The sequence below is a fragment of the Streptomyces sp. MZ04 genome, from assembly GCF_004684775.1.
GTDB lineage: Bacteria > Actinomycetota > Actinomycetes > Streptomycetales > Streptomycetaceae > Streptomyces.
On the sequence record NZ_SRIC01000190.1, the window covers coordinates 1 to 16260 of the forward strand.

General features: G+C 69.8%; 14 protein-coding genes and 2 tRNA genes. 5 read left to right on the forward strand and 11 right to left on the reverse strand.

What is annotated here, in order from left to right; genetic code table 11:
- Window positions 1-87 precede the first annotated feature (87 nt).
- Both E2651_RS29900 and E2651_RS29905 read left to right on the forward strand, forming a co-directional pair.
- Window positions 88-978, forward strand: coding sequence for an ABC transporter permease (locus E2651_RS29900; RefSeq protein WP_135334370.1), 891 nt, complete (start codon window positions 88-90; stop codon window positions 976-978).
- Window positions 979-1007: 29 nt separating this feature from the next.
- Window positions 1008-2156, forward strand: a complete 1149-nt coding sequence (locus tag E2651_RS29905; RefSeq protein WP_135334381.1) for an ABC transporter substrate-binding protein — start codon at window positions 1008-1010, stop codon at window positions 2154-2156.
- Between the two features lie 61 nt (window positions 2157-2217).
- On the opposite strand, the gene E2651_RS29910 is transcribed toward E2651_RS29905, so the two are convergent.
- From E2651_RS29910 to E2651_RS29925, 4 genes are all read right to left on the reverse strand, one after another.
- A tRNA-Met gene (locus tag E2651_RS29910) sits at window positions 2218-2291 on the reverse strand.
- Window positions 2292-2554: 263 nt separating this feature from the next.
- The gene (locus E2651_RS29915) at window positions 2555-4351 is read right to left on the reverse strand and encodes a tetratricopeptide repeat protein (protein ID WP_135334371.1); all 1797 of its coding nucleotides are present in this window, start codon (window positions 4349-4351) and stop codon (window positions 2555-2557) included.
- Between the two features lie 219 nt (window positions 4352-4570).
- Window positions 4571-4644, reverse strand: a tRNA-Met gene (locus E2651_RS29920).
- A 50-nt stretch (window positions 4645-4694) separates the two neighbouring features.
- Window positions 4695-7592 (reverse strand): UPF0182 family protein, encoded by a 2898-nt coding sequence (locus E2651_RS29925; RefSeq protein WP_135334382.1) that lies wholly within the window; start codon window positions 7590-7592, stop codon window positions 4695-4697.
- Window positions 7593-7738: 146 nt separating this feature from the next.
- Between E2651_RS29925 and E2651_RS29930 the strand changes: the two genes are divergently transcribed.
- Window positions 7739-8281, forward strand: a complete 543-nt coding sequence (locus E2651_RS29930; protein WP_135334372.1) for a PPA1309 family protein — start codon at window positions 7739-7741, stop codon at window positions 8279-8281.
- Window positions 8282-8339: 58 nt separating this feature from the next.
- Here the strand turns inward: E2651_RS29930 and E2651_RS29935 are convergent, their stop codons facing one another.
- The 4 genes from E2651_RS29935 to E2651_RS29945 all read right to left on the reverse strand — a co-directional run bounded on the left by E2651_RS29935 (window position 8340) and on the right by E2651_RS29945 (window position 11489).
- On the reverse strand, window positions 8340-9428 hold the full coding sequence (locus tag E2651_RS29935) for a PDZ domain-containing protein (protein WP_135334373.1): 1089 nt from the start codon (window positions 9426-9428) through the stop codon (window positions 8340-8342).
- Between the two features lie 88 nt (window positions 9429-9516).
- The gene (locus E2651_RS44240; protein WP_167828932.1) at window positions 9517-9678 is read right to left on the reverse strand and encodes a hypothetical protein; all 162 of its coding nucleotides are present in this window, start codon (window positions 9676-9678) and stop codon (window positions 9517-9519) included.
- A gap of 140 nt (window positions 9679-9818) precedes the next feature.
- On the reverse strand, window positions 9819-10283 hold the full coding sequence (locus E2651_RS29940; protein ID WP_135334374.1) for a molybdenum cofactor biosynthesis protein MoaE: 465 nt from the start codon (window positions 10281-10283) through the stop codon (window positions 9819-9821).
- Window positions 10284-10376: 93 nt separating this feature from the next.
- The gene (locus E2651_RS29945; protein WP_135334375.1) at window positions 10377-11489 is read right to left on the reverse strand and encodes an SDR family oxidoreductase; all 1113 of its coding nucleotides are present in this window, start codon (window positions 11487-11489) and stop codon (window positions 10377-10379) included.
- Window positions 11490-11680: 191 nt separating this feature from the next.
- Here E2651_RS29945 and E2651_RS29950 point away from each other — a divergent pair, with 191 nt between their 5' ends.
- On the forward strand, window positions 11681-13135 hold the full coding sequence (locus E2651_RS29950) for a zinc-dependent metalloprotease (RefSeq protein ID WP_135334376.1): 1455 nt from the start codon (window positions 11681-11683) through the stop codon (window positions 13133-13135).
- Window positions 13132-13662, forward strand: coding sequence for an NUDIX hydrolase (locus E2651_RS29955; protein ID WP_135334377.1), 531 nt, complete (start codon window positions 13132-13134; stop codon window positions 13660-13662). The genes E2651_RS29950 and E2651_RS29955 overlap by 4 nt, the downstream gene beginning before the upstream one ends.
- 60 nt (window positions 13663-13722) lie before the next feature.
- On the opposite strand, the gene E2651_RS29960 is transcribed toward E2651_RS29955, so the two are convergent.
- The 3 genes from E2651_RS29960 to E2651_RS29970 all read right to left on the reverse strand — a co-directional run.
- Window positions 13723-14478, reverse strand: a complete 756-nt coding sequence (locus E2651_RS29960; protein WP_135334378.1) for an AIM24 family protein — start codon at window positions 14476-14478, stop codon at window positions 13723-13725.
- A 16-nt stretch (window positions 14479-14494) separates the two neighbouring features.
- Complete coding sequence (locus E2651_RS29965; protein ID WP_135334379.1) at window positions 14495-15175, reverse strand: AIM24 family protein; 681 nt, start codon at window positions 15173-15175, stop codon at window positions 14495-14497.
- A gap of 11 nt (window positions 15176-15186) precedes the next feature.
- Window positions 15187-16260 (reverse strand): AIM24 family protein (locus tag E2651_RS29970; RefSeq protein WP_135334380.1); only part of this gene is annotated, 1074 nt, incomplete at its 5' end.

Genomic DNA, 16260 nt, shown 5'->3' on the forward strand with positions numbered 1-16260 from the left:
CATCCGCTCCACCCCCGAATTCGCCGCCCTCAAGAGCGAGTTGTGGGAACTGCTGCGCGGCGAGGTCCGCCGAGAGGCGGTCCCGGCATGAGCGCCGACACCAGAAACGTACGCAGTCCACAAGAGACAGACCCCCCGGAAGAAGGCGTCCTGGTCAGACGCCCCGGCCCCCAGGAACTGCACCCCACCCGCACCCACCGCAGACGCCGCACCCTGGAGCTCGGCCTCGCCGTCGCCGTCCCGCTCGCCCTGGTCCTCCTCTGGCAGCTCGCCGCCACGCAAGGCTGGATCGACGACCGTGTCTACCCCGCGCCCCAGACGATCATCGAGGACGGCTGGGAACGCGCGGCCGACGGCGAGCTGTGGCCCGACGTCTGGGCCACGCTCAAGCGCGTGCTCGCCGGGTACGCGATCGGCACGGTCACGGGCTATGCCCTCGGCCTGCTCATGGGCTCCCTCTCGCTCGTACGCGCCGCACTGGAACCGCTCCTGGACGCCCTGTACGTCGTACCGAAACTGGCGCTCCTCCCCGTCTTCCTGAACATGTTCGGCCTCGGTGAGGGCCCGCAGATCGCGCTCGTCGCGACCACCGTCTTCTTCTTCGTCTGGATCTCGACCATGGCGGCGGTGCTCGCCGTGCCGTCCGGGCACCGCGACGCGGGCCAGGTCTTCGGGGCGTCGCCGTGGCAGATGTTCCGCCACGTCCTGCTGCCCGCCTCGCTGCCGGCGGTCCTGGTCGGTGCCCGGATCGCGGCGGGCGTCGCGGTCCTGGTGATCGTGGCCTCCGAACAGATCGCGGCGGCGGACGGCCTGGGCCACCTCATCTTCGACTCGAGGGCGCTGTTCCAGAACGACGTGATGTTCGTCGGCATCGTCTGCGTCGCCGTCCTCGGCGTCGTCTTCTCCGAACTGGTGCGGATCGCCGGGCGGTTGCTCACCCCGTGGGCACCGCGCGACCGCGGCAGAAGCCAGTCATGACCGTACGTACGAATGTGCTCGGAGGCCCCATGCGTACCCGCACCCGTACCACCGCTCTGACCACCCTGCTGGTGGCGGGCTCGCTGCTCGCCGCCGCGGGCTGCGCCAAGGAGGACGACACCACGGACTCATCCCCGGCCGCCAAGCCCCGCGCGGTCAAGGCCGTTCCAGGCTGCGGCAAGGGCAGTTGGACCGACCCGGCGGACCTGGCACCGGACCGGAAACCTGCCCGCTGCGGCAAGGGAGCACCCGCCCCGCAGCGCCTCAAGAAGGAACGCAGCCTGACCATCGCGACCGGCACGCTGAGCGCGGAGTACGTCGCACCCCTCCAAATGGCCGTGAAGAAGGGCGAGTTCAAGAAGGAGGGCCTGGACGTCCACCTCAAGGTCCTTCCGACCCCCGACGCGCTCCCCCTCCTCGCCAAGGGAGACATCGACGCCCAGTGGGCCGCCCCCGAGGCCGCCGTCATGAACGGCATCACCAGCGGCTTCACCATCAAGTGGGCGGCCGGGAACTTCTCCCCCGACCCGAAGTCCAAGAGCGGCCTGTGGGTGAAGCTGAAGAAGGGCGAGCACGCGGACCACGTACCGATGGCAGGACGCAAACTCGGCACCATGATCGGCAAGGGGTCGGTCATCTCGTACCCCATGGGCAAGGCCCTGAAGAAGCACGGCGGCGGCCTCGACGAGATCCAGTTCCAGCAGCTCGGTTCCGCGGACGTGCTGACCGCCCTCCAGAACGGCGGCACGGACTCCGCCTGGCTCCTGGACCCGGTCTGGCGCAAAGTCGACGGCGACAAGCGGTACGCCTTCCTGGGCGGCCAGCCCCAGGCCGAACCGCTCGGCGGGCTCCTGTTCGGCCCGGAGCTCCTGACGAAGGACCCGGACGCGGGCGTGGCGCTGCTCCGTGCGTACATCAGGACGGTGAACACCTACTTCGCCGGCGACTACAAGGCGGACAAGGCCTTCGTCTCCGAACTGGCGAAGCTCCTGAAGACCGACGAGGCGGTCCTGAGGTCGACTCCGTCACTCCGCATGGACTGGGAGATCCGCTCGGGCACGACGGACCGGCTCCAGGACGCGTACGAGGCCGCGGGCGTCGCCGAGGGGGACAAGGTCCCGGAGGAGAAGGCGGTGGACCGCAAGCTGTACGGGGAGGCGGTGGGCCACAAGCCGTAGCCCCGCCCGGGAAACACCAAGGGCCGGAAGCTTCGAAAAGCTTCCGGCCCTTGGCCTTCAGTAGCGGGGACAGGATTTGAACCTGCGACCTCTGGGTTATGAGCCCAGCGAGCTACCGAGCTGCTCCACCCCGCGTCGTTAAACGCAACTCTACGTCAAGCCCACGACCAGCGCAAATCCCTTCCACCAAGGCCACCGAGCGACTACCCCGCCCGCCCTGTCCGCCCTGTCTGCCTGTCTGTGGGCAGGCGTTCCGCACGCCTGCCTGCGGGCTGCCGCCCCGCCCACCCTGTCCGCCTGTCTGTGGGCAGGCGTTCCGCACGGCGGAACGGGTGGGCACAGACCGCCCACCGGCCTGCACCCGCCCCACAGCCGCAAGCAGCACCAAGCAGAGGCGCTCAGGCAGTCAGCTCCTGCTGCAGCGCCTCGCGCAAGCGGGCGGCCCGCTCGCTGACCTCAGCAGGCCCAAGATCAACCGCCCGGGAAGCCCACCGCTGCCCCTCCACCAGCTGCCCGCGCCGAGCGTAAAGCAGCGCAAGCCGCAGCGCGGCCCGCCCATGCCCCGCGTCAGCGGCCCGCGTCCACCACAGCGCGGCCTCGGGCTCACTGCCCTCACGAGCCAACAGCAGCCCCAGATTGAACGCCCCGTTCCGGCTGCCCGCCTCCGCCGCGAGGCGGTACCACCGCGCCGCCTCGACGACGTCCCCGCGCCCGGCGGCCAGCATCCCGACCCGCACCTGCGCCCGGCGGTGTCCCTGCTCGGCGGCCCGCTCGTACCACTCCTCGCACTCGGTCTTCTCGGCAGCGGGCTCCCCGAGCGCGGGCGGGCCCGCGGGCGGCCGCCGCGCGTCGAGCACGGTGCCGAGCCGGTACGCCGCCTCCGCGCTGCCGCCACCGGCCGCGCACCGCAGATGCCGCTCGGCATCCTGCTCGTCGCCGTCCCGAAGACGCGCGGTGCCGACCTGGAGCGCGGCCTCGGTGTGCCCGGCGGCCGCCGCCCGCTCGTACCAGGGCAGCGCGGCGCCGTCGTCGTCACGGGACGCGTACAGAATCCCGAGGTTGAAGGCCGCGTCCACGCTGCCCGCCTCGGCGGCCTTGGAGAACCACGGCTCGGCGCCCGCCGCGTCGCCACCCTGCAGGAGCAGCACGGCGAGCGCGTTGGCCGCCTCGCGGTGACCGGCGTACGCGGCACGGCGGTACCACTGGTCGGCCTGCGCGGTCCGCCCCTGCTCGGCGCAGAGCAGCCCGAGGTTGTAGGCGCCGTTCACATCGCCCGCGTCCATGGCCGCGCGGTACCACCGCTCGGCGGTCTGCGTCTCGCCCCGCTCGGCGTGCAGGGCACCGAGCGCGTTCGCGGCGTTCCCGTCCCCGTCCTGGGCTGCTTTCAGCCACCAGACGGCGGCGCTCTCCGTGTCGCCGGCGTCCCGCAGCAGGAAGCCGAGGGCGCAGGCGGCGCGCGCCTCGCCGTCCTTCGCGGAGTTCAGGTACCAGCGCCCGGCCTCCTTCAGCTCGCCGCGCTGCTCCAGGATCGCGCCGAGGTGCAGCGCGGCACGCCGGTGCCCGCGCGCGGCCGCCTGGCGGTACCACTGCTCGGCCTCCGCGGCAGCGGACCGTACGCCTTCGTCGTCGGCGGGCCCGTCGGCGGCCCGCCGGTCGAGGGCGCGGGCGATCCGGTACGCGGCCTCGCGGTGGCCGCGCTCGGCGGATGCCCGCATCCAGCGCTCGGCACCCGCGTCACCGCGGTGCTCCAGGAGGTCGGCGAGGGCGTACGCCCCAAGCGCGTGGCCCTGCTCGGCGGACTGCCGCAGCCAGTACTCGGCGGCCGGCTCGTCGCCGCGCTCGCGGTGGTGCCGCCCGAGCGCGTGCGCGGCCGCGGCGGAACCGGCGACGGCGGCTACCCGCCACCAGCCGGCCGCCTCATCGGCGTAGCCACGCTGGTGGAGCAGGACTCCGAGGTTGTTGGCCGCGGCGCGGTCGCCCTCCGCGGTCGCCGCGCGCAGCATGGATTCGGCCCCGTCGAGATCGCCGCGGCGCAGCAGCAGGCTTCCCAGGACGCTCATCGCGTCGACATCTCCGGCCTCGGCGGCGAGCCGATGGCGCAACTCCTCGGCGGCCGCCCCGGGATCCTCCCGGTCGGCCGGCTGCACAAACCGCCCTGTCTCCAACAGAGTTGCCTTGTCCCCCATAACGTCCATCGTCGCACCACCTGCAACCTGGGTACACCTGGTATACCGCAGCCAGTGAGGTCACTTCAGCGTTTTGTCGACATGCCCACAGAGAGATAAGTGAAACACAGATTCCCCAACTCCCCCCGGCCGGAGCATGCTTCGCACAGAACAGCGCACGCCGACACGGCACCACGGGCACATGACGAAGGCCCGGATCCGATAAGGATCCGGGCCTTCGTCTTTTAGTAGCGGGGACAGGATTTGAACCTGCGACCTCTGGGTTATGAGCCCAGCGAGCTACCGAGCTGCTCCACCCCGCGCCGTTGTGTTGAAACAGTACCACGGCGCGGGGTAGGTGCTTTACACCTGGTCAGCCGCCCTTGTTGTTGCCCTTCTGCTCCTTGGCCTGGGCGTCCTCGGCTCGCTGCAGCGCTTTCTCGAGGTCCTTCTGCGCCTCGCCGTACGCCTTCCAGTCGCCGTCCTTCAGCGCCTTCTGGCCGTCCTCGAAGGCCTTCTGCGCGTCGTCGAGCGCCGCCTGGACCGTCGGGTTGTCGGACTTCGGCGGTTCGGGTTTCTCCTTGTCGCCCGGTGGTGGCTCCTCGACCGGTGGCGCGCCGTCCTTGCCGAACACCTGGTTCAAGGCCTCCTCCAAGGTGTTCTCGAAGGCGATCTTGCTGCCGTAGGTGACGAGGACCTTCTTGAGAAGCGGGTACTTGAGCCCGCCGCCCTTGACGTAGACGGGTTCCACATAGAGCAGGCCGCCGTCCAACGGCACGGTCAGCAGATTGCCGTAGTCGACCTCTGAGTCACCGCCCTTCAGGAGCCTGATCTGCTCGGCGATGTCCTCGTTGGAGTTGAACTTGCTCTGTACCTGTTTTGGTCCGTCGACCGTTCTGCTCGACGGCATCTTCAGTATTCTGATCTTGCCGTAATCGCTGGTCCCGGCCTCGGCGTTGACCGCCATGAAGGCGCTCAGGTTGTCCCGGCCGTTGGGCGTGAAGGACGTCGTCAGCGAGAAGTCCTGCTTCTGCTGGTCCGGCATCTTCATGCTCAGGTAGTACGGCGGGACCGCGCTGCCCGACTTGTTCGTCGGGTCGTCGGGCACCTGCCACACCTCACTGCCGCTGAGGAACGTCTCGGCGTCCTTCACGTGGTAGCGGCTGAGCAGCTCGCGCTGGACCTTGAACAGGTCCTGCGGATACCGCATGTGGTCCATCAAGGGCTGCGAGATCTCGCTCTTGTCCTTGACCGTGCCCGGGAACGCCTTGCGCCAGGTCTTCAGGACCGGGTCCTTGGTGTCCCACTCGTAGAGCGTGACCTCACCGGTGTACGCGTCGACGGTCGCCTTCACCGAGTTGCGGATGTAGTTGACCTGGTTCTGCTGGGCCACCACCGCACGCTGGTTGTTGGCCGCGGTCAGCGAGTCGGCCGTGGTGTCCCCCAGCGTCGTGCGCGACGCGTAGGGATAGCCGTTGGTGGTGGTGTAGGCGTCGACGATCCACTGGATCTTGTTGCCGACCACCGCCGGATAGGCGTCGCCGTCGATGGTCAGCCAGGGGGCCACCGCCTCGACGCGGTCCTTGGGCGTGCGGTTGTAGAGGATCCGCGAACCCTCGCCGATCGCTCCGGAGTAGAGCATCTGCGGCTCACCGAACGACACCGCGTACGCGGCCCTGTTGATCGGGTTGGAGAGATTGACGCCGCTGTCGCCCTTGTAGCTCGTCGTCTTCTCGCCGCTGTCGTCGGAGTAGTCGATCTCCTTCTGCGGGCCGCCGACGATGGAGTACTCCGTCGTCTTCTCGCCGTAGTAGATCCGCTGCTCGTACGACCCGAGATTGCCCTTGGAGGGCAGGTCGGACTCGGTGAAGACCGGTCGTCCCTGGCTGTCCGCCTCGGTGCCCTTGGCCGCGACCGCGCCGAACCCGTGGGTGTAGCGGAAGTGGTCGTTGATCCAGTTGTTCTTGGGCACGCCGTCGAGGTTCAGCTCGCGCAGGCCGATGACCGTGTCCTGCTCCCCGGCGTTCTTGCCGTCCTTGCTGTAGCGGTCGACGTCCAGGTTCGACGGGAAGCCGTAGTAGTTCTTCATCTGCTGCAGCTGCTGGAACGTCGGCGAGACGATGTTCGGGTCGAGCAGGCGGATGCTCGCGGCGCCGTTCGCGTCGTCGCGCAGCTTCGTCTGGTCGGTCGTCCTGCTGACGCCGGGGTACTCCTTGACCTCGGTGCCGCCGATGCCGTACGCCGCGCGGGTGGCCTTGAGGTTCTTCTCCACGTATGGAGATTCCTTGGCCTGCTCGTTCGGCTGGACCTGGAACTTCTGCACGATGGCCGGGTACAGACCGCCGATGAGGATGGCGGAGAGCACCATCAGGCCGAAGCCGATGACCGGCAGCTGCCAGGTACGCCGCCACAGCGTCGCGAAGAACAGCAGGGCGCAGATGACGGCGATGCAGAACAGGATCGTCTTCGCCGGCAGATACGCGTTCGCGTCCACGTAGCGCAGGCCTGTCCAGTTGCCCGTCGCCTTGAAGTCACTGGACTTCACCGCGAGGCCGTACCGGTCGAGCCAGTACGCCACGGCCTTGAGCGTCACGAAGATGCCGAGCAGCACCGACAGATGGCCCGTCGATGCCGCCGTCGCGCGCGCGCCGGGGCTGGTGATCCGCAGTCCGCCGTACAGGTAGTGCGTGAGGGCGGCGGCGACCAGCGAGAGCACGGTGGCCGCGAAGCCGAAGCCGAGCAGGAAGCGGTACCAGGGAAGGTCGAACGCGAAGAACGACACGTCCATGTGGAACTGCGGGTCCTTCTGGCCGAAGGAGACGCCGTTCACCCACATCAGCCACGTGCGCCACTGGCCCGCCGCGGACGCGCCCGCGATCAGGCCGACCAGCGTGGCGATGCCGAGCAGCAGCCACTTCTTGTACGGCGCGATGCTCATGCGGTACCGGTCGAGGCTCTGCTGCTCCATCGACATGGCGCTCAGCGGCGGGCGCAGCCGGTGCGCCAGCCAGATGTTCACGCCGACCGCGGCCGCCATGAGCAGGCCGAAGACGAAGAACAGGCCTACCTTGGTCCACAGGGTCGTCGTGAACACCGACGAATAGTTGACCGAGCGGTACCAGAGCCAGTCCGTCCAGAACCCCGCGAACATGACGAACAACATGGCGAGTACCGCCAGGATGCCCACTGTCATGAGCAGGGTCCGGACACGACGGGACGGTCGGCCCACTCTGATCCGTGGCCCCGTCGGGCCTCCGCCGCGGTCCGGCATCTGGAAAGCCAAGGTGCGCACCTCGAAGTTCGATGTTGATTCTGTTGGTCCGTCAGGGCCCCGTGATCGTGGACCCACACCTATGCAACTTACTCACGCTTTACTCGGTTCCCGTTTCTCGGGACTAACGAGGCAGGATTGTGACCATGTCCAACACTCCCATGGCAGCGAGCCCCCTCACCCGAGCCGTTCTCGAGATCGACGAGTACGCATCAGGCCTCGGCTGGGACCGGCCCGCACGCCTCTTCGCGCTCGTCGACACGGCGCGACTGCGCACCCAAGAACCCGGCCTCGCCTCCCAGCTCGGCCTCGACAACTCCCCGGAAGACACCGGTCTGACGCCCATCGAGCAGGAGGAGCTTCCCGAGGGCAAGCCGCTCGACGAGTTCCTCGGCACCATCGCCTGGCCGGACGCGGTGGTGGGCTGCGCCCTCACGGTGGAGCGCATGATGCTGCCGCCGTCCGCGGAGACCTCCGTCCCGGAGGGGCTCAGCGAGGGCAAGCTCGCGAAGTGGGTTGCCGAGCACCCGGACCGGCAGGAGGTCCGCATGACGGTCGCGGTGCTCCGTGACGGTGCGCGCGAGTCGGCCCTGCGGCTGCGCGAGAAGGACTCCGCGACCGAGGTCCTCACGGGCTCCGACCTGGTGCCGGGCCTGGCGGACGCGCTGGCGGCGACGTTCGCCGAGTAACTCGGCGGTCATGCGTGTGCGCCGCCGCCGGATTCTCCGGCGGCGGCGCAGGCGTCTGTCACTTCTTGGCGGTGCACTGCGGCAGGTCCGCGGTGTCGCCCTTGCGGATGTCCTGGAGGGCGTCCACCGCGTCGTCGATGGTGTTCACCTTGACCAGCGTGAGCCCGTCGGGGATGTCCTTGGCGGCGGTGGCGCAGTTGTCCTTCGGCGTCAGGAAGTACTCGGCGCCCTTGTCGCGCGCGCCGACGGTCTTCATCTCGATGCCGCCGATCGGGCCGACCTTGCCGTTGTCGTCGATGGTGCCGGTGCCCGCCACGAACTTGCCTCCGGTGAGGTCGTTCGGGGTCAGCTTGTCGACGATGCCGAGCGCGAACATCAGTCCGGCGCTGGGTCCGCCCACATCCGCGAGCTTGATGTCGATGGTGAACGGGAAGGTGTAGTCGGTGCCCGCCTGGATGCCGACGATCGCGCGGCCGTCCTTCGCCTTCTCCGTGGTGATCTCGACGTCGTCGGTCTCCGTCGGCTCCTTGCCGGCCTTCTCCGCCGCGGCCGCCTCCTTGACCGGGACGACACTGAAGACGACGTTCTGGCCAGGCTTGTGCTTGGTGACCAGCTTGGCGACGTCCGTCATCTCCTTCACGGGCGTGCCGTCGACCTTCTTGATGACGTCGCCCGCGTGCAGCTTGCCCTCGGCGGGGCTCTTCTTGAAGACGGTGGAGACGACCACCTGCGACTTCACCGGAAGGTCCAGCTCCCGCAGCGCCGAGACCTTGGCGCTCTCCTGGGACTGACTGAACTCCTCGGCGTTCTCCTGGGTCGACTGCTGCTCCGTCTTGCCGTCCGGGTAGAGGGTGTCGTGCGGCACGACGATGTTGTCGTGGGCCAGCCAGCCGTAGACGGCCTCGGCGATGTTCATGTTGTAGTCGGCGCTGGTGACCCGGACCGTGGTCATGTTGAGGTGACCGGTCGTCGGGTACGTCTTGTGGCCGGAGATCTGCAGCACCGGCTCGCCGCCGTGGTCGCCGAGGGTGTTCACCGTGGGGCCCGGGGACATCTCCGAGTACGGCACTTTGATGAGGACGCCCACGCAGAGCAGCGCGATCAGCATCAGGGTGGAGGCGAGCATCGTCGCGGTGCGGCGTGGCATGGAACGACAGTACGGGACCTGTCTGTCAGTGCACCCCTGGGGCCAGTCCGTACGGGGAGTCAGGCTCCGGGGAGAGGCGTCAGGCCCCTCAGTGCGACTTCTCCATGGCCTCGCGGAAGGCCGCGTAGCCGTTGAGCTCCGTGACGTCGCCCGTCTTGCCCGATTTGCGGTTACGGGTGGCCCAGCCACCCCACAGACCCGCACCGACAGCCGCCGCAAGCGGAATCAGCAACCAGGCAAGTGATGCCATGTCGACCTCCTGACCCCATGAGCGACCGCAACTGACTGATCAGCAGATTAACCATCCGCTGTGTCAACGCTCACGCCAGGGGTCGGGTTACGCAACCGGAAGCCCGTCGGCCACTTGGCTCGGCAGGAGAGGCGACAGGCTCAGCAGGCGCCGACCCACTCCTCCTGCCCGTCGGAGAAGCGCTGGTGCTTCCAGATCGGCACCTCGTGCTTGAGGTCGTCGATCAGCTTGCGGCAGGCGGCGAAGGCCTCCGCGCGGTGCGGGCAGGAGACGGCGACGACGACCGCCAGATCGCCCACGGCCAGGTCGCCGACGCGGTGGACGGCGGCAAGGGCGCGTACCGGGAACTCGGCGACGACCTTCTCGGCCACTCGGCGCATCTCGGCCTCGGCCGTGGGGTGGGTCGAGTACCCCAGCTCGTCGACGTCCGCGCCGCCGTCGTGATTGCGCACGGTCCCCACGAAGAGCGCCGTGCCGCCGGCGGCGTCGTCACCGACGGCCCGGAACACCTCGTCCAGGGAGAGCGGGGTGTCACGGATCGCGAGAAGCCGGATCGGGTCCTGTGCGGCCTGCTCGCCGGGGTGCTCGTTCGTGGTGCGTGCCATACGGCCATCGTGCCGCACGGCACGGACATCACGGAATACCGTTTTCACCCGGCACGCACGCGTACCGCTTTGGAGATCCCTACAGGCAGGCCCTCAGATCCGCCGCCGGGCCTTCCGCGCCCGGCGGACCACCGCGGCCGCACCCAGCAGCGCGACGGTCGCGCCCGCGGCACCCGCGGCGGTCGCGTCCTTGCGGCCGAGCCGCCGCCCGGCGACCGTACGCCTGCCGGACACCTCTTCCAGCAGCTCCGCGAGAACCTCCTCGTTGGTCCACTGCGGCCGCCACCCCGCGTCATGCAGCCTGCTGACGCTGACCACCCACGGATACATCGTGTACGCCAGGTCACCGGCGGGAGACGGAGTGAGACCGATCCGGTGCAGCCGCGCCGCCGCGCCGAGCGCGACGGTGGAGGGCAGCTCCATGCGACGGATCTCGCTGAGCTCCTCGACCTCTTCCTGCTCGAGCCACCCGTCACAGCCGACGGCGAGCTCACCCTCGACCTTCTCCAGGACGGCGTACTCCAGCGCGCTGCACAGATCCTCGACGTGGCAGAACTGCCAGGCCGGCCGCGACCCCGCCACCACAAGGAGCCGGGGCGACTCGAAGTAGCGCGTGAGCGCCGTGTCCGTGCCGCCCACGAGAATCGCGGGCCGCACGACGGTGACGTTCAGACCGGGGTGCGCACGCGGCGCACGCCGGGCGAGCCGCTCGACCTCCAGGAGGTCACCGACTCCGGTCGCCTCCGCGGTCGCGCGCAGTTCGGCGTCTTCGGAGAGGGGCAGTTCGTTCTCGGCCAGCGCTCCGTAGACCATCGCCGACGTGCACAGGACCACACGGTGGACGCCCGCCGCGGCGGCCGCCGTCAGCACGGTCTGCGTACCGCGCACGTTGTACGCCGTACGGGCAGCGGCGTCGGTCTCCAGGTCGAGGTCGAGCGCGAGGTGCACCACGACGTCCGCGCCCCGCAGCTTCTCGGCGATCGCGGGGTCCCGTACGTCCAGGATGTGCCACTGGGCCTGGGCGCACTCGCCCCGGCGCTCGTCGATGGCGATGACCTGCTTGATCTCTTCCGACGCCGCGAGGCGCTCGGTCAGCAGCGCGCCCACGCCGGACGCGGCGCCCGTGACGGCTACCACCGGCCCGCGGACGGGGGCCGGAGTTGAGAGGTTTCGCGCTGCGCGAACCTGTGGATCTGGGGAACTCACCGGGCGTCTCCAGCGGTTGTCTTCAGTAGGTACGCGAATGACGCGTACCTACCAGGTGGCATCCATCCTGCCGCAGGCCATGAGTAGGCGTAGCACTGAGGCCCGAACCCGTCACGGTGTCTACGCTGGGTGGTGTTGTAGGGCAGCCGCCGCCGGAACCGTACCGGCGGCCTGACGAGCCGAGGAATCCCGTGAGTGACACCCCATTCGGATTCGGCCTTCCGCCGGAGGAGCCGGAAGACGGCGACGAGGGCAAGAAGAAGGACACCCCCGGAGGGGGAGGCCAGGGCGCCGGCGGCCCCGCGAACCCGTTCGGTTTCGGGTTTCCCGGAGCGGGCGGCCAGGGCGGTGACAATCCGTTCGCCGCGATGTTCGGTTCGATGAACCCGAACGACCTGGGTGCCGCCTTCCAGCAGCTCGGCCAGATGCTCTCGTACGAGGGCGGCCCGGTGAACTGGGACATGGCCAAGGACATCGCACGCCAGACCGTCTCCCAGGGCACGGCGGACGGTGTGAAGGACGCCAGCGTCGGCCCCGCCGAGCGCTCCGCCGTCGAGGAGGCCGTGCGCCTGGCCGACCTGTGGCTCGACGACGCGACGTCGCTCCCGTCGGGCTCCGGCGTGGCCGTGGCCTGGAGCCGCGCCGAGTGGGTCGAGGCGACCCTCCCGGTGTGGAAGGAGCTGGTCGACCCGGTCGCCGAGCGCGTGGGCCTGGCCATGGGCGATGTGCTGCCCGAGGAGATGCAGGCCATGGCGGGCCCGCTGATCGGCATGATGCGCTCCATGGGCGGTGCCATGTTCGGCCAGCAGATCGGCCAGGCCGTGGGCGTGCTCGCGGGCGAGGTCGTCGGCTCCACCGACATCGGCCTGCCGCTCGGCCCGGCGGGCAAGGCCGCGCTGCTCCCGGTGAACATCGAGTCCTTCGGCAAGGACCTGGGCATCGACAAGGACGAGGTGCGGCTCTACCTGGCGCTGCGCGAGGCCGCCCACCAGCGGCTCTTCGCCCACGTGCCGTGGCTGCGCTCGCATCTGTTCGGCGCGGTCGAGGGGTACGCGCGCGGGATCAAGGTCGACACGGCCAAGCTGGAGGACGTGGTCGGCCAGCTCGACCCGCAGAACCCGGAGCAGCTGCAGGAGGCGCTCCAGCAGGGCATGTTCCAGCCGGAGGACACCCCCGCCCAGAAGGCCGCCCTGGCCCGCCTCGAGACGGCTCTGGCGCTCGTCGAGGGCTGGGTGGACGCCGTGGTGCACGCCGCCGCCAAGCCGCGTCTGTCCTCGGCCGACGCGCTGCGCGAGACGCTGCGCCGCCGCCGCGCGACCGGCGGCCCCGCGGAGCAGACCTTCGCCACGCTGATCGGCCTGGAGCTGCGTCCGCGCCGGCTGCGGGACGCCTCGCGCCTGTGGGCCTCGCTCACGGACGCGCGCGGTCTGGACGGGCGCGACGGCCTGTGGGCGCACCCGGACATGCTGCCGACGGCCTCCGACCTGGACGACCCCGACGGCTTCGTGCACCACGAGCAGCTGGACTTCTCCGAGCTGGACAAGATGCTCGGCGAGGCGGCGGGCGGCGGCGCCGCGAAGCCGGACCTCAAGAAGGACGCCAAGGACGCCAAGGACGCCGAAGACGAGGACGACAGCGACAAGTGAGCCTGCACGACGACGCGGTCCTCGTGCTGAAGGGCTACGAGGACCAGGAAGAGCTGCGCCAGTACTACCTGGACCATCTCGCCGCCCACCCCGACGACGGCATGTGGAAGGCCTGCACGGACGGGCACGTGACGGCGAGCGCGCTGGTGATCGACCCGTCACGCGGTCGCGTCCTGCTGACCCTGCACAAGAAGCTGCAGATGTGGCTCCAGATGGGCGGCCACTGCGAGCCGGGCGACGCCTCGCTGGCCGCGGCGGCGCTGCGGGAGGCGACGGAAGAGTCCGGCATCCCGGGGATGGCCCTGCTGCCGGGCGGACCGGTCCGCCTGGACCGGCACCCGATCCCGGGGCCCTGTACGCAGCATCTCGACGTGCAGTACGCGGCACTGGCCCCCGCCGACGCGGTCGAAGCCATCAGCGACGAGTCCCTGGACCTGCGCTGGTTCGCGTACGACGAGGTGCCGGCGGTGGCCGACGAGTCGGTCGTACGCCTGGTGGAAGCCACGCGGGAGCGCCTTCAGGTGTGAGGCCACAGCATGGGTAAGGGGCGGTCGCTACTGCGGCCGCCCCTTACGCGTACTGCTCTGCTAACTCCAGACGTTGCCCTGGTTCTGCCCCCGGGCACCCTGCTGTCCCATACCGAACTGAGCCCTGGCGCCCTGCCCGATGACCGCGTTCTGCGGCGGCAGCAGCTCGCTGGGCTGGACGAGCGCGTAGCCCTGGCCCATGAAGCTGAGCTCCCAGCCCTCACCGGTGTTGCCACGGCGCCGCCACACGCCCGATGAGTGCGTCTGGGCCTGCATCTGCACCCGCAGACCGTTGGACCAGGCGACGATCGCGTCGGCGTCGGCGTTCACGTACTTGTCGGGCGTGACCTGCATCATCAGCGGCTGCCCCGAGGTCATCAGGGCGACCTTGCCGCGACCGGTGATGTTGAGCTGGTACTTGCCCGAGCCGGAGATGCCGTACTGGCTGTCCACGGCGATGACCTGGTGGGTCAGCGACGAGTCGAGCGCGAGGACATAGCTGCTGTCCACGGTCAGACCGTCCCGGTCCACATCCACTACGTGGATGTACTGGGCGAGGTTGGCGAGATAGACCGTGCCCTGGCCGTGGCAGCGCATCAGGTCCAGGCCCTCGCCGGTGCGCGCGCGGGCACGCTGGTTGCCCTGGCTCTGGTACTCGGCGTCGAACTCGATCAGACCCTGGTAGGCGACCATGGCGCCCTTGCGGGCCAGGATGTCGTCGTGGCCCTCCAGGGCGATCCGCAGCAGCTGCGGGTTCTGGACGGTGTAGCGCTCCTGAGTCTGCTGCTCGGTGTGCGCGAAAAGTGGGCTCTGCATGGTGTGTTGTTCCCCCTCAGCCCCGTGCCCGGAGACGGTCGGTGCTGTCCTCGCTGGGCTGTACGACGACGATGCCCTCTCCGGAGAAGCCCATCTGGTAGGCCTCGCCGCTGCCGCGCCCGATGAGCGAGCCGGCCTTGAAGCTGCGCTTGCCCTTCACCTTGAGGTTCGGGGACCAGGCGAGCAGCGCGTCCGGGTCGACGTACGTCTCGTCGTCGCCACGGCCGCAGTCGACGACGACCGGGGTGCCGCGGGAGGTCAGCGCGACCCAGCCCTGGCCCGAGATCTTGATGTTCCACAGGCCCTGTCCTGCGAACTTGGCCAGGCCCTTGACCCGCTCGACGCCCCACTGGAGGGACGCGTCGAAGGCGAGCAGGTTCGTGCCGTTCACCGAGAGCGAGTCGCCCGCCAAGTTGATGACGACGACGTCGGCTCCGTAGTCCGCGAGATAGAGCAGGCCGTCTCCGGAGCACTTCATCAGAGGTGCTCCCTCGCCGGTCATCCACTCCTTGGCGATCTGGCGGACCGCGGGGGGATTGGGCTCGTACGTGACGAACCCTTCGTAGGCGACCATCGAGCCCACGCGCGCGAGGAGGTCGTTTCCGGTCTGCATGGCCACCTTGAGCATGTGGTTGCCATGGTTCTCCATACGGGCGGCGACAGGCGCCGGGGCAAAGCCCGCGAGTTGCTGATTCATGACGGGCTCCCTCAGACCTCGTACGGCTGGACGATGATGAAGTTGCCGGGCGCGCCCCGGAACTGGAGGTTCACGCTCTCCCCCGTGGAACCGGCGTACGCGTTGCTGCGCAGCCGGACCTGGCTGGAGACGATCGCCTGGGCGGCCGCCGACCAGGCGACCACGGACTGGCAGTCGGCGAATGTCGTCGGCGTGACGGGCAGGACGACGGGCACACCGTGCGTCTTGACGATGACCGTGCCGGTGCCCTGGAACTGCATCACGAACAGCGCGCCACCGGGGATGCCGTGGCCCTCGATCCTGCGCACCTCGTGCTGGAGCGTCTCGTCGAACGCGAGGACGTTCTCCGCGGAGACGCAGATCGCGTCCCCTTGGAGCTCGATCGGGTGCAGGTGCGTGGCTTCCTCGGCGAGGAAGACCTGGCCGCGGCCGGTGCAGCGCATCAGCTGCATCTCCTGGCCGGTCTGGTTGCCCACGACGCGGCCCGCGAAGCCCGCGCCCTTGTAGCTGAATTCGACCTTGCCCTGGTAGAGCACCATGCTGCCCTGGCGGGCGAGGATGGGCTGTTCGGCGATGCCGAGGTCGACGCGGATCAGCTTCTCGTTCTGCTGCGTCCAGCGCTGACCGGTGGGCGCCTCGCGGTACTTCTGGAGGGCGGATGCCACACCGGCGCCCTGGGGTGCCGCGCCCTGCGGGGCGGCGGGCTGACCGGGGAACTGGCCGCCCTGGGGCTGGCCGTAGCCGGGCGGCATCGGGGCCGCGGGCTGCTGCCCGTACCCGGGAGGCATCGGCGCCTGGGGCTGCTGGCCGTATCCCGGCGGGGGCGGCGCGGTCTGGCCCGGGGCCTGCTGCTGGCCGGGGACCTGGCCGAACTGCGGCTGCTGCGGCGGCTGCTGGCCCGGCTGCCCGTACGGCGCGGCCGGCGCAGGCGGCACGGCACCGGCCGGCGGCTGATTCATGGGCGCCACGATGGTCTGCGCCGCGTGCACCGACGGGTCGGCGGGAGCGGGCGCCGGAGGCGGCGTCGCGCCCTGCGGCGGCGCGAAGTTCTGCGCGGGAGCCGGGGCGGGGGCCGGAGCCGGTGC

Bases quoted from the DNA above. Each gene is read 5' to 3' on its own strand.
- E2651_RS29900 (WP_135334370.1), top strand. From the start codon at position 88: ATGAGCGCCGACACCAGAAACGTACGCAGTCCACAAGAGACAGACCCC.
- E2651_RS29905 (WP_135334381.1), top strand. From the start codon at position 1,008: ATGCGTACCCGCACCCGTACCACCGCTCTGACCACCCTGCTGGTGGCG.
- E2651_RS29915 (WP_135334371.1), bottom strand. From the start codon at position 4,351: ATGGACGTTATGGGGGACAAGGCAACTCTGTTGGAGACAGGGCGGTTT.
- E2651_RS29925 (WP_135334382.1), bottom strand. From the start codon at position 7,592: ATGCCGGACCGCGGCGGAGGCCCGACGGGGCCACGGATCAGAGTGGGC.
- E2651_RS29930 (WP_135334372.1), top strand. From the start codon at position 7,739: ATGTCCAACACTCCCATGGCAGCGAGCCCCCTCACCCGAGCCGTTCTC.
- E2651_RS29935 (WP_135334373.1), bottom strand. From the start codon at position 9,428: ATGCCACGCCGCACCGCGACGATGCTCGCCTCCACCCTGATGCTGATC.
- E2651_RS44240 (WP_167828932.1), bottom strand. From the start codon at position 9,678: ATGGCATCACTTGCCTGGTTGCTGATTCCGCTTGCGGCGGCTGTCGGT.
- E2651_RS29940 (WP_135334374.1), bottom strand. From the start codon at position 10,283: ATGGCACGCACCACGAACGAGCACCCCGGCGAGCAGGCCGCACAGGAC.
- E2651_RS29960 (WP_135334378.1), bottom strand. From the start codon at position 14,478: ATGCAGAGCCCACTTTTCGCGCACACCGAGCAGCAGACTCAGGAGCGC.
- E2651_RS29965 (WP_135334379.1), bottom strand. From the start codon at position 15,175: ATGAATCAGCAACTCGCGGGCTTTGCCCCGGCGCCTGTCGCCGCCCGT.